At 38.5% G+C, this 13,470-nt stretch carries 7 protein-coding genes; 4 read left to right on the top strand and 3 right to left on the bottom strand.

Annotated elements, in window-relative coordinates:
* Nucleotides 1-6: 6 nt before the first annotated feature.
* The 3 genes from V7108_RS16715 (at nt 7) to V7108_RS16725 (ending at nt 9,714) form a co-directional block, all read left to right on the top strand.
* Nucleotides 7-1,272 (top strand): anaerobic sulfatase maturase, encoded by a 1,266-nt coding sequence (locus V7108_RS16715; RefSeq protein WP_335514014.1) that lies wholly within the window; start codon nt 7-9, stop codon nt 1,270-1,272.
* Nucleotides 1,273-1,568: 296 nt separating this feature from the next.
* Nucleotides 1,569-8,657 (top strand): 5'-nucleotidase C-terminal domain-containing protein, encoded by a 7,089-nt coding sequence (locus V7108_RS16720; RefSeq protein ID WP_335568899.1) that lies wholly within the window; start codon nt 1,569-1,571, stop codon nt 8,655-8,657.
* 115 nt (nt 8,658-8,772) lie between these two features.
* Nucleotides 8,773-9,714: a carbohydrate kinase family protein gene (locus V7108_RS16725; protein WP_335568900.1), complete on the top strand. Its 942-nt coding sequence runs from the start codon at nt 8,773-8,775 to the stop codon at nt 9,712-9,714.
* A gap of 340 nt (nt 9,715-10,054) precedes the next feature.
* Here V7108_RS16725 and V7108_RS16730 read toward each other — a convergent pair whose 3' ends face one another.
* The 3 genes from V7108_RS16730 to V7108_RS16740 form a co-directional block, all read right to left on the bottom strand.
* The gene (locus tag V7108_RS16730; protein WP_335568901.1) at nt 10,055-10,294 is read right to left on the bottom strand and encodes a hypothetical protein; all 240 of its coding nucleotides are present in this window, start codon (nt 10,292-10,294) and stop codon (nt 10,055-10,057) included.
* 80 nt (nt 10,295-10,374) lie between these two features.
* Nucleotides 10,375-11,082 (bottom strand): DUF421 domain-containing protein, encoded by a 708-nt coding sequence (locus V7108_RS16735; RefSeq protein WP_335568902.1) that lies wholly within the window; start codon nt 11,080-11,082, stop codon nt 10,375-10,377.
* Between the two features lie 169 nt (nt 11,083-11,251).
* Nucleotides 11,252-11,590 (bottom strand): YmaF family protein, encoded by a 339-nt coding sequence (locus tag V7108_RS16740; RefSeq protein ID WP_335568903.1) that lies wholly within the window; start codon nt 11,588-11,590, stop codon nt 11,252-11,254.
* A gap of 268 nt (nt 11,591-11,858) precedes the next feature.
* On the opposite strand from V7108_RS16740, the gene V7108_RS16745 reads away from it, so the two are divergent.
* Nucleotides 11,859-13,328: a protein adenylyltransferase SelO gene (locus tag V7108_RS16745; RefSeq protein ID WP_335511314.1), complete on the top strand. Its 1,470-nt coding sequence runs from the start codon at nt 11,859-11,861 to the stop codon at nt 13,326-13,328.
* Nucleotides 13,329-13,470: the final 142 nt, after the last annotated feature.

Raw genomic sequence — 13,470 nt, forward strand, 5'->3', positions numbered from 1 at the left:
ATAAAAATGGTCCAAGACTGTTTAACTTCAAAGAACTATGGCCATATCGGTGTAATGTGGAAAACCGTTTCCGAGGCATGTAATCTTGCTTGTGATTACTGCTATTATAGCAGCTGCGGCGGTCAGCCGGGAAAAATTGAAAAAATTGACTCCATTATGCTGGAGAAATTTATTAAAGAATATATGGCTCTTAACAATGGTTTGGCATCGTTCGCCTGGCAGGGAGGGGAGCCGCTCCTTGCTGGCTTGGAATTTTTTAAACAGGTTGTATACTTACAAGCAAAGTACGCTCCGAAGAATACAACCATTAGCAATTCACTGCAAACCAATGCCACGCTCATTACAGAAGAATGGGCAAGTTTTTTTAAACAATATAATTTTTTAATCGGTGTTAGTCTCGATGGACCAAAGGAAATTAATGACGCAAGAAGGGTGAATGGTCAGGGCATTGGGAGTTACGACCGTGTCATGCGTGGAATTAATCATTTGCGAAAAGCCCATGTTGATTTTAATATCCTGACGGTTATTCACGAAAGCAATGTAGGCCGGGCAAAAGAGTTGATGGAGTTTTATCAGACAGAAGAGTTTAGCCATGTGCAATTTATTCCTTGTATGGATTTTCGAGCCCAAGAACCGAATAAGCCGGGGCAATATTTGATTACTCCTGAACAATATGGCCAGTTTTTATGCGAGGCGTTTGACGTTTGGTATAACGATGGCAAACCGAAAAGATCTGTTCGGTTCTTTGATAACATACTTAGTGTCTATTTACATCAGGAGGCAGAATTATGTGTGCATCGTCAGTCATGCCCGAAAACACTGATCCTTGAACAAAACGGCGATGCCTACCCGTGCGATTTTTATATAAATGATGATTATAAACTAGGGAACGTGGGTCAAGATTCGCTCGTAGATATTCTAAACAGTCCCAAATATGAAGACTTTTTAGGCTTAAAACCTAATTTGCCAGATAAGTGTGGGAGCTGCAAGTATTTACATCTATGCCATGGCGGTTGTCCAAGAAATCGAGTATGGAACCAAGAGGAAGACCAGGTAATGTATGATTATTTCTGTGAGAGTTATCTTCAGCTCTATAACTATGGCCACGAACGAATGGAAAGGTTAGCTGTTAGGATAAAACAGCAATGGCTGGAAAATCATCTTCGAGCAGGCCGTCCAAAGCCAGACAGAAATGATAGTTGTTTGTGCGGCAGTGGAAAAAAGTTTAAAAAATGCTGTGAACAGCTGCTGCAACACAGCATATCGCATTGAGTATATTAGTGGTTTGGGGAAATAAAATATGACACAACATCAAACACCGTCCATAAACACTTTGGACGGTGTTTAAATGTTTATTAACTTGTAAGTTAAAAAGTGAGACAAAATTACTAAGTAATTGCCTTGCTCTTAATGGGCTTATATTCATATATTACTACTTGTAATTAACATTTTTTAGGTCATTTGAACTACCGACAATTCTTTACATTAAGTTTACAATATATTAATAGTATAATTGTATAATTTTACTAGATTCACTTATGCACGTTTCAATCTAAAGGGGGAGTAACATGAAAAGAAAACTTGATTTGATAAGTAAGAAAAAGTGGCAAAAGCCTTTCAATGTATTATTATCAGCAAGCTTATTAACAAGCATTGTCGGACCGACATTTGCATCACCGGTAGAGGCTGCAACACAAAAAACAACGGATCTGATTATTTCGGAGTATATTGAAGGAAGCAGTTTTAACAAAGCTATTGAGCTTTACAATGGGACAGGTGCTGAGATCGATTTAAGTAATTATACTCTAGAACACTATAATAATAGTGGAAGTGCTACTGCAGGAGCTACCACAACAGATAAGGTACTACCTTTAGAGGGGAAACTTGCAGATGGTGATACATACGTCATATCTCGATCAGATGCAGTTGCTGCTATTGTTGCGGTAACGGATAAAATCGATGTAAGCAAACAAGTCATTAATTTTAATGGTAACGATCAAATCGTCCTTAAGAAAAATGGAAGTGTTGTTGATTCAATTGGACAGGTTGGATCAGTAGAAAATAACCTTGCAGATGTATCTCTAGTTAGAAATAGTAATGTTTTAACTGGCGATACAATAATTAATGATGCTTTTGATAAAACAAAGGAATGGACTAATTTAGGCAAGGATGTCTTTTCGAATTTAGGACAGCATACATTAGATGGTTCTGCCGTAGAGGAACCAACCGAACCTGAAGCCCCTCTAGAGGCTATTACAGTAGCAGAAGCTCGTAAAGCAGCTGTAGGGGATACAGTAACGATCGAAGGTATTGCTACAACGAATACAGGTCTTTGGGGTAACGAAACTTTCTATATGCAAGATGAAACTGCTGGTATGTTTGTTTTTAGAAGCTCAAAAACTGTAAAACCAGGCGATAAAGTAAAAATAACTGGTAAATTGCTCACATATAAAGGTGAACTTGAGATTGAACCAACAAATTTTGAAATCACTTCATCCGGTAATACACTTCCAGCGGCACAGGTAGTGACAAAAGTAGATGAGACTACATTAGCTGAACTGCTCAAATTAGAAAATGTAACAATCACTGAATTAACAAAAGATAACTATGGTACGGCTATTTTCCAAGCAGTATTCGAAAACGGAGATAAAGTAAGGGTCATCCACGATAATCGTACTGGCTCTGATTACGATGAACTTGTTAAGTTTTATAAAGAAGGCGATAAAGTTCATCTAACAGGACTTGGATCTATTGATGATAGTGGATATCACTTAAAGACTACTGGTCTTGAAAGCTATGATTTGGTAAACAAACCAGCCGTATATGTAACACAGACACAAGGCGTTGTTCCAGCTGGTACCAAGATCGAATTGAAATCAGGCCTTGAGGGCGCAGAAATCAATTATACAACTGATGGTTCTGTACCAACTGAAGAAAGCACAAAATATGTTGCACCAATTGCATTGGAAACTGGTGAAACAACCATCAAAGCAATTGCAGTGAAAGGTGAAGATGTAAGCGAAGTTTTCAGCTTTACTTTTAAAATTCTGGATACTCAAGGCGTTAAAATCCATGATATTCAAGGAAAGGGACATGTTTCCGACTATAATGGGGCTTCAGTTACAAACATCACTGGTGTAGTAACGCACGTATTTGGCACGAGCAGCTTTGTTATGCAGGACGTTGAAAATGCAGATACTGACATTACGACATCGGAAGCAATTGAAGTGTCCAAATCAGCTCATGGAGTAAAAGTTGGCGATACCGTTTCTGTTGATGGAAAAGTTACAGAAAATGGCGGAGGTGCCAACCTGTCTACAACACGAATTACTGCATCCGCAGTAACAAAAACAGGTACAGCAGATTTGCCTGCACCACTTGTTGTCGGCAAAGATATCCTGCCTCCAAACAAAGTCATTGATAACGATGAAATGAAATCTTTTGATCCAGAAGATGGCATTGACTTCTGGGAATCTGTTGAGTATATGCGTGTTTCATTCCCGAATGCACTTGTAGTTGGACCACCATATAGTAATGATGTTCCAATTATTGTTGAAAGCACAACAAATAATCAATTAAATGTTCAGGGCGGGCTTAATATCGCAAAAGACGATTATAACCCTGAAAAAATCTTTTTGGACAATGTCGGCTCTGATTTCCGTCCGGGTGACCAATTTAATGGCGATGTAATCGGTGTCCTTACTTATGCAAGCAGTGGTTATCAATTAGTCACTGATAAAACTAAATTACCTGCTTTAATCAAAGCAGACTTAAAACCAGAAGTTACTCATATTGAATCGGCTACAGATAAATTAACAGTTGCAGCATACAATATTGAAAACTTCTCAAATAACAAATCTAACACACCAGATGATAAAGTTGCTAGAATTGCAAAATCATTTGTAGACAATATGAAATCTCCAGACATTATTACTCTTGTAGAAGTACAAGATAACGACGGCGAAACTGACTCAGGTAATACCGATGCGTCAGAGAGTTACAAACGTTTAATTGAAGCAATCAAAGTTGCTGGTGGTCCAACTTATGAATGGACAGATGTTGCCCCTGTAAATAATGATAATGGTGGTGCACCTGGTGGTAATATTCGTGTAGGTTATCTTTATAATCCTGAACGCGTTACATTAGTTGAAGGTACTAAAGGTACAGGCACACAAGCAAATGCATGGAGTGAAACAGGAAATTTAACGCTTAATCCAGGAGTAATTAATCCTGCTAAATTCCATGATACGCGTAAGCCAATTGCTGCCGAATTTGAGTTCCAAGGTGAAAAAGTAGTTGTTATCGGTGCTCATTTAAATTCTAAAGGTGGAGATCAATCCTTATGGGGTTCTAACCAACCGCCTAAATTGAACTCAGAAGCTGAACGTCTAGGCTTAGCACAAGCTATTAATGACTTCATTGACCAAGGACTTGCAGAAAATCCTAATTTAAATTTTGTTGTTGCTGGAGACATGAACGATTTCGAATTCACCCCAGCTCTTGAAACACTAAAAGGTGATGTTTTAACAAACATGGTTGATCAAGTACCTGCTGAAGATCGTTTCACTTACTTCTTCCAAGGAAACAACCAAACGTTAGACCATATTTTAGTATCAAACAACTTATTAGATGTTACAAAAGCGGACATGATCCACATCAATGCGAACTTTACTGAACAAGCATCTGACCACGATCCAGTATTGGTTCAAATTGATCTAGCTAATACAGAGAAAAACTTTGAAGTAAGTATTATGCACACGAATGATACTCATGCAGCTTTAGACAAAATGGCTAAAACTGTAACGGCAGTAAAAGAAGTAAGAGCAGAAAAACCAGATGCATTACTTTTAAATGCAGGGGATGTTTTCACTGGAACTTTGTATTTCAATGAATTCCAAGGACAAGCTGATTTGGATTTGATGAATCTTATGGGCTATGATGCGATGACATTCGGTAACCATGAGTTTGATCTAGGTTCTTCCGCTGAAGGGCATCAAGGTTTAGTTGACTTTGTTAAGGGAGCAAAATTCCCATTTGTGAGTGCAAACGTAGATTTTGCGAAAGATAATAAATTCACAGGTATTTTTAGTGATTTACTATCTAACGCACCAAAAAACGGAAATATTTACAACGGAATCATCAAAGAAATTAATGGTGAAAAAGTGGGTATCTTTGGTTTAACAACTGCGGAAACTGAAGATCTTTCCAGCCCTGGAGCCATAACTTTTGAAGATTATAAAGCAGAAGCAGAAAAAGCAGTCGCTGCTTTTGAAGCACAAGGTGTTAACAAGATTATTGCATTAACACATATCGGTTATGACGATAATGCAGCCATTGATAACGACTTAGTATTAGCAGAAGAAGTTGAAGGTATTGACGTTATTGTTGGCGGACACAGTCATACAGCATTGGCTGAACCAGTGGTTGTTGCTGAAGATGCAACTCCAACGGCTATCGTTCAAACTGGTAATGCAAACAGCAACTTAGGTGTACTTGATGTTGAATTTGATGGAAATGGTGTTGTAGTTGGACAAGCTGGGGAATTAATCGCAATTGATAAACAAGCGGATGATTCAGAAGCTGCAGCTTTGTTAGCACCATACAAAACTCAAGTTAATGAAGTAGCACAAAAAGAAATCGGAGTAACAACACAAAAATTATTAGAAAATCCACGTACAAATGGTGAGAATACAGCACCAAGTGTACGTAAAAACGAAACCATTCTTGGTAACCTTATTACGGATGGTATGCTTACAAAAGCAAAAGAATTCACTGGTAAAAATGTCATTATGGCATTGCAAAACGGTGGTGGAATTCGTGCCGAAATTAATGAAGGACCTATTACAGTAGGTGAAGTAATAACTGTACTTCCATTCGCTAATACATTAGCAACAATGGATGTAACGGGGGCAGAATTAAAAGAAGCATTTGAAATCAGCTTTGGTAAATATCCTCTAGAAAATGGCGGATTCTTACATGTAGCTGGTGGTAAGGTTAAATTTGATTCATCTAAACCAGCAGGTGAACGAGTTGTATCTTTATTTTATGAAGATGCAGAAGGAAATGATGTTCCTGTTGAGGATGGGGTAACATACACAATTGCAACAAACGCATTTACAGCTAAAGGTGGAGACGGATATGGTGTCTTTGCAAAAGCTTATGCAGAAGGCCGCGTAACAGACTTAGGTTTATCTGATTGGGAAAACTTCCGTGATCATCTAGTAAGCTTAGAAACTATTCCTGAAGAAATTAAAGGCAGAATTGTTGATGTAAAAGATTACTCAGAATTAACGATCATGCATACCAATGATACCCATTCAGCTTTAGACAAAATGCCTAAAACTGTAACGGCAGTAAAAGAAGTAAGAGCAGAAAACCCAGGAGCATTACTTTTAAATGCTGGGGATGTTTTCACTGGTACTTTGTATTTCAATGAATTCCAAGGACAAGCTGACTTGGCTCTAATGAATCTTATGGCCTATGATGCGATGACATTCGGTAACCATGAGTTTGATCTTGGTTCTTCGGCTGAAGGACATCAAGGTTTAGTTGACTTTATTAAGGGAGCAAAATTCCCATTTGTGAGTGCAAACGTAGATTTCTCACAAGATGATAAATTCACTGGAATATTCAATGATTCCATTTCAACTGAAGTAATGAATGCTCAAATTTATAATGGCATTATCAAAGAAATTAATGGTGAAAAAGTGGGAATCTTTGGTTTAACAACTGCAGAAACTGAAGATCTTTCTAGCCCAGGCGCTATTACTTTTGAAGACTATAAAGCAGAAGCAGAAAAAGCAGTCGCTGCTTTTGAAGCACAAGGTGTCAACAAGATTATCGCATTAACTCATATTGGATATGACGATAATGCAGCCATTGATAACGACTTAGTTTTAGCAGAAAAAGTTGAAGGCATTGACGTTATTGTTGGTGGACATAGTCATACAGTATTAGCTGAACCAGTAGTTGTTGCAAAAGACGCAACACCAACTGTTATTGTTCAAACCGGTAATGCAAACACCAACCTCGGTGTGCTTGATGTTGAATTTGATGGAAATGGTGTTGTAGTTGGACAGGCTGGGGAATTAATCGCAATTGATAAACAAGCGGATGATTCAGAAGCTGCAGCATTGTTAGCACCATACAAAACGAAAGTAGATGCTATTGCGAATGAAGAAATCGGCGTAACAACGACTATAGAGTTGGAAAACCCACGTACGAATGGTGATAATACAGCACCAAGTGTACGTAAAAACGAAACCATTCTTGGTAACCTAATTACGGATGGTATGCTTACGAAAGCAAGAGAATTCACAGGTAAAAATATCATTATGGCATTGCAAAACGGCGGTGGTATCCGCTCGGCAATTGATGCTGGTCCAATCACTGTGGGTGAAGTAATCACTGTTCTTCCATTTGCTAATACTCTAGCAACCATGGATTTAACTGGTGCTGAGTTAAAAGAAGCATTTGAAATTAGTTTCAGTAAATCCCCAGGAGAAAATGGTGGTTTCTTACATGTAGCCGGTGGTAAAGTGGAATTTGATTCTACAAAACCAGCAGGAGAACGTGTAATATCCGTAAAATATTTAAATCAAAATGGTGAATATGTAGAAATTCAAGACGAAGTAACCTACACAGTAGCCACAAATGCTTTCACAGCTAAAGGTGGAGACGGATATAATGTCTTTGCGAAAGCTTATGCAGAAGGCCGTGTAACAGACTTAGGTCTATCAGATTGGGAAAACTTCAGAGATCATCTAGTAAGCTTAGAAACTATCCCAACAAAAGTTGAAGGCAGAATTGTAGATAAAAGTGTTGAACCAGGAGAAAATCCAGGCGAAAACCCAGGTAATAAACCGGGAGAAAACCCAGGTAATAAACCGGGAGAAAACCCAGGTAATAAACCGGGAGAAAACCCAGGTAACAAACCAGGAGAAAACCCAGGCAATAAACCAGGTGAAAATCCAGGTAAATCAGATAAAACAAAAGAAATTAAACCGTCAGTGGCTAAAGAAGGTAACAAGTATACAATTAGTAAAAATGCACTTAAAAATCTTGAAAACGAAGCAATCGTTGTTGTTGAAGTTGATAATAAAATAAATGCAACATTAACACTGACGAAGGAACAAATTAAAGCCTTAAAAGAAGCTGGTGCAGCGATTCAGGTAAGCAATGGAAATGTAGATGTACAAATTCTTGCTTCTATCCTGCCATTAGCAGAAAATCTAGATATTAAAGTAAAGAAAATGGCAGCAAATGGTTCCCTAGCTATTTATGACTTTACAATTGAAGCTGATGGCAAATTGTATCATAAGTTCAATGAAAAAGTTAAATTAACATTCAAAGTGGATCCTAAACAAATTAAAAATCCCAAAAATGTAAAAGTTTACTATTGGAATGAAGAGGCAAAAAAATGGGAATCAATCGGTGGAGAATACAATAATGGTGAAGTGTCAGCTTATACTGATCACTTCAGTACGTATGGTGTATTTGAAGGTGAACCAGATACTAATAAGATTCCCACAAAAGCTGATCATGAACTTCCAAATACCGCGACAAACAACTTTAACATTTTACTAGCAGGATTAATATTAGTTCTATCTGGTGTCGTTTTATACTTCGTTAAGAGAAGATTTCAAATTAATTTATGATTATTAATTATGTACCCTCAGACTAAATGTTTGGGGGATTTTTTTTATGGTTTACCAGAAAGAAGATTATATATAGTTTATAATGTTGTTTATACATTTCGGCAGGAGGGCTATTTTGGAAAAACAAGGAGTTATATCATTAGGAGAAGCCTTTGTAGATTATATTTCAACTGACAGTACCAATACCAATTTCCAGCGGCTGTTGGGAGGCGCAACTGTTAACCTGGCAGTCGGTACCAGCAGACTGGGGCTCCCCACTTATTATCTGTGCAAATTGGGGACAGATTCAATCGGTCAATTTGTGGAACAAGAATTAAAACAGGAAGGAGTCAATCTTACGTTTTCTGTTCGTACTGATACGAAAAGAATGTGCGGGGTCTATGTACATCTGAAAGAAACTGGCGAGCGAAACTTCCATTCTTATATAAACCCAACTCCGGATGAAGTATTAAGAGAAGAAGAATTAAGAAGAGACGTTTTTGAAAAGACAAAAATTCTTTATTTTGGCTCCGGCACCCTTTTTCAACAAAAATCCATAAAGACGACCGAGGCCGCACTAAAATATGCTAAAGAGTTTTCCAATCTGATCGCTTTTGATGCAAACATTCGTTTAAAGCGGTGGGAAAGCGAGGAACAATGCCGTCAAACAGTTGTTTCGTTCCTTAAACATGCTACTGTCGTCAAGTTGGCTGAAGATGAGTTGAATTTTTTAATGGAAACAAATTCAATTGAGGCTGGATTGGGAAAAATATCAAAGTTGAACATTCCTTATTTATTTATTACGATGGGTGGGAAAGGCGCTTATGGAGTAATGAATGGAGACAAAGTGTTCATCCGCGCTCCGAAGGTAGATACAATTGATACAACTGGTGCAGGAGATGCTTTTACGTCCGGACTTTTGTATTGCTTCCACGAAAAGGGAATGCCTGTAGGGAAAAAGGAATTAACGGAGTATCTGCAATTTGCAAATACTGTTGGTGCTGCAGCAACAACTGAAATTGGATCTTTAACTTCCAGCATAGATTTAACGGAGTTGAAAAAAATTTTTAAGCAGTGAAGATTTTAAGAGAAAACACCATTTTTCTGTTAACCTTTTACTCTGAAAAAGTTTTAACGGAAGGCGAGCGGCAGATTCCCGATAAGGGATTCCTGTCGTTTTTTTGCGCCAAGCATGGGTGCAGTCTATAGGTGCAAGTCCCGAGCTGAGATGGGAGAAGTAACAGTAGCTTAATGCAAAGGAGTTCGCGGGGACACGGGATCTTAAGAAAGCGAGCGGCAAACCTCCGATCTGATGAACACGAACTGCATATAAGAGTAGAATTAAAATATGTAATAAAATCCTTTTAAAAACAATTAAAAACCCCTGAAGACATCGCTCAAGGGTTCCATTTTGTATGTTAACAACAGGACCCGTGATGGAATCCATGATGATGGTGAAATGGATAGCCACCATAACCCATGCCGTGACCAGGAAAACCACCATAACCCATGCCGTAACCAGGAAAACCGCCATGACCCATGCCGTAACCAGGAAAACCACCATAACCCATGCCATAACCAGGAAAACCACCATAACCCATGCCGTAACCAGGATAACCACCATAACCCATACCGCTGCCAAAGTATTGTCTTTCCATTATTTTTCTCCTCCTCAAATTGATTCAAAATAGTGTATGTGTCCATATTCAAAGAGGAATGGATATTTGCCTATTTCATGTTAGTTATCTTTCCCTGGATTGTAGTAAAAAGGATTACCTTTATGGTCCTTTTCATCATTATTATCGATAAATAACTTTCCATCTTCTAAAAGAGTTGCCAAGGTAATATTTTCTACTCGTTCTCCTTTGTTTTTAAGTTCATTCATTAGCCATCCACGATCTAATTGTAGATATTTTAAATTATGGTAAATGATCTGTCCGTCCATTATCAATGGTATTGGAATAAATTCTTTCTTTACTTGTAAATTTAAATCATTTGGTTGAACAGGACGATATTCCGACTTAGGGATAACACTAATATTCCCTGTTTCCTCCATCACTGCAATAGAAATACTTTGAATATCTGTGTACCCTTTTACTCTTAAATGTGATAATAAATCGTTCATAGGCATCCTTACCTTCTTTAAGCCTTTTCGATCAATATGACCATTTTGAATTAACACTGTAGGACTTTCATATATAATCCATCTCAATTTATTATGTAACGATAATCGAATAAAAACTTTATATAAAATTACTGTTATTCCAGCATAGATAAGGGCTTTACCCATATTATTATCTTCAACAGGAGTACTAATAATATTGGTAAGAATGAGGATATAGATAATATCAAATGTGTGCATCTGAGCAACTGCTTTTTTTCCAGTAAATCTTATAAACAAATATCCGACTACAAAAACCAAGAAAGTACGGTAAAATGCTTCCAAATTTGCACTCCCTTAAAAGAATGTTCTAGATATAATATATAGTATTTGGCATTTAATCCGAGTCTAAACCGCGATAAAAAAAAACACACAGATGTTATGTAAAACTGTGTGTTTTCCTAGCTGTTTTATGTTTTATTTATAGACACTAGCTGTACGAACTCAACATTATTTATCGATTCCCTGGCGCTGGATGGTCAACACCTCTAACATGATGCCTATGCCCATTATCTTCAGAAGTGTAAAAATCATAATAATGAACATGCATCCCATTCCCTACTGGTATAGCAGGACCTGAATATGCCTTATAATGATGGGTATGCCCATCTTCAAAAACAACATATCCCTCTGTGTAATGGATGTGATTTTGATCCTGTGTTGCTATTGGCGGTGAAGTGACATCTAAACACTGGTGGACATGACCCGCTTCCACAGAAGTATAATCAACAGACCCATGATTATGATGTGGTACAAAGCCATTTACAAAATCATCTTTTCCAACATTAGCCATAAACATACTCCCCCCTTATATATTGCACTCATCTCTATTCATTTTTCCGATTATTGACTTCCCCCTCCTTTATTTCCCTTCTTTACTCATAATATTTTCTCAACTATTCAGTTATGATATAGACTTGTGAAATATTCATAAGATATGAAAAAAGTCGATAAAAACAAAAAAAGACAGTAACTACGGAACATAGCAATAATAAAAAATAACATATATAGTTAATGGATAACCTATTATATAGAAAAACAAAAAAAGAAAAGAGGATACAATGACAAAAGAATTAATGGATACGGGATGGAACTTTGATAATAGTTATGCTCGGCTGCCGAAAACATTTTTTACAAGTCAGAATCCAACGCCTGTGCGTTCCCCAAAAATAATCATCCTTAACGAACCGCTGGCAGCGACCCTAGGGTTGAGCGTACATTCTTTGAAAAGCGATGAAAGTACTGCTTTATTTGCTGGAAACAAAATACCAGATGGCGCTTCTCCTATAGCCCAAGCATATGCGGGGCATCAATTTGGTCATTTTACGATGTTAGGGGATGGTAGAGCGATATTGCTAGGTGAGCAGATTACACCTCAAAATGAGCGGTTTGATATTCAGCTTAAGGGTTCAGGGAGAACACCATATTCCCGCGGGGGCGATGGCCGAGCGGCACTTGGTCCTATGCTGAGGGAATACATAATTAGCGAAGCAATGAATGGGCTTGGTATTCCAACTACTCGTAGTCTGGCAGTAGTCTCTACTGGTGAGTCCATTATCCGTGAAACCGAACTTCCTGGTGCCATTCTAACGCGAGTGGCTGCGAGTCATCTGCGTGTCGGTACTTTTCAATACGCGGCAAGATGGGGAAATGATGAAGAACTTCAGGAGCTGGCGGACTATGCGATTGAACGTCATTATCCTGAAATTGCAGATGATGACAACAAATATCTATCATTACTTCAGGAAGTGGTAAAACGGCAGGCATTGTTGATTTCTAAATGGCAGCTTGTTGGCTTTATTCACGGGGTGATGAACACTGACAATATGACAATAAGTGGAGAAACCATCGATTATGGACCATGTGCATTTATGGATACTTATGATCCGGCAACGGTCTTCAGCTCCATTGATAGACAAGGCCGATATGCTTATGGCAATCAGCCAAATATTGGCGTGTGGAATCTTGCACGATTAGCAGAAGCTTTGTTGCCGTTGCTTCACGAAAATCAGGAGCAGGCTGTCACGCTTGCACAGGAGAAACTCTCCGAATTTGCTGGATTATTTAAAGCGAACTTTTTCGGGGGAATGAGAGCGAAATTGGGTTTATTCCAAGAAGAGGAAGAGGATGTACCCCTTATTGAAAGCCTGCTCCAAGTCATGCAAAAGCATGGTGCCGACTATACAAATACATTCAGAGCATTAACCATTGACTCTATTGAGGAAACCGGTCTGTACGGAACACCAGAATTTACTCAGTGGTATGAGAGGTGGGAAGCGAGACGCGGCAAGCAGATGGAATCGAAGGACTCTTCGAATCAGTTAATGCGGAACAGCAATCCTGCTGTAATCCCCCGAAACCATCGGGTAGAAGAAGCACTGGAGGCGGCAGTGAATAGCGGAAACTATAGTGTGATGGAACGTCTTCTAAATGTTCTTTCGAATCCATACTCCTACTCTCCAGAACAGGTTAAATACTGCTCATTGCCGGCACCTTCAGCTCGACCTTATCAGACTTTTTGCGGTACTTGATCAGGCAAATGGATGCAACCATGCTGGTTAATTGCTGGAGTGACCGAGGTCCAATCGGAACAGCGTTTTGGGTCAATGCAGAGGTGCTGGAGTGACCGAAACCCCATTGGAAAAGAGTAATAGGTCAATGCAGAAGTCCTGT

The organism is Neobacillus vireti (genome assembly GCF_036962345.1).
GTDB lineage: Bacteria > Bacillota > Bacilli > Bacillales > Cytobacillaceae > Neobacillus > Neobacillus vireti_A.

Excerpts from the sequence above, each read along its gene's own strand:
- V7108_RS16715 (WP_335514014.1), top strand. The coding sequence starts at position 7 with ATGGTCCAAGACTGTTTAACTTCAAAGAACTATGGCCATATCGGTGTA.
- V7108_RS16720 (WP_335568899.1), top strand. The coding sequence starts at position 1,569 with ATGAAAAGAAAACTTGATTTGATAAGTAAGAAAAAGTGGCAAAAGCCT.
- V7108_RS16730 (WP_335568901.1), bottom strand. The coding sequence starts at position 10,294 with ATGGAAAGACAATACTTTGGCAGCGGTATGGGTTATGGTGGTTATCCT.
- V7108_RS16740 (WP_335568903.1), bottom strand. The coding sequence starts at position 11,590 with ATGGCTAATGTTGGAAAAGATGATTTTGTAAATGGCTTTGTACCACAT.
- V7108_RS16745 (WP_335511314.1), top strand. The coding sequence starts at position 11,859 with ATGACAAAAGAATTAATGGATACGGGATGGAACTTTGATAATAGTTAT.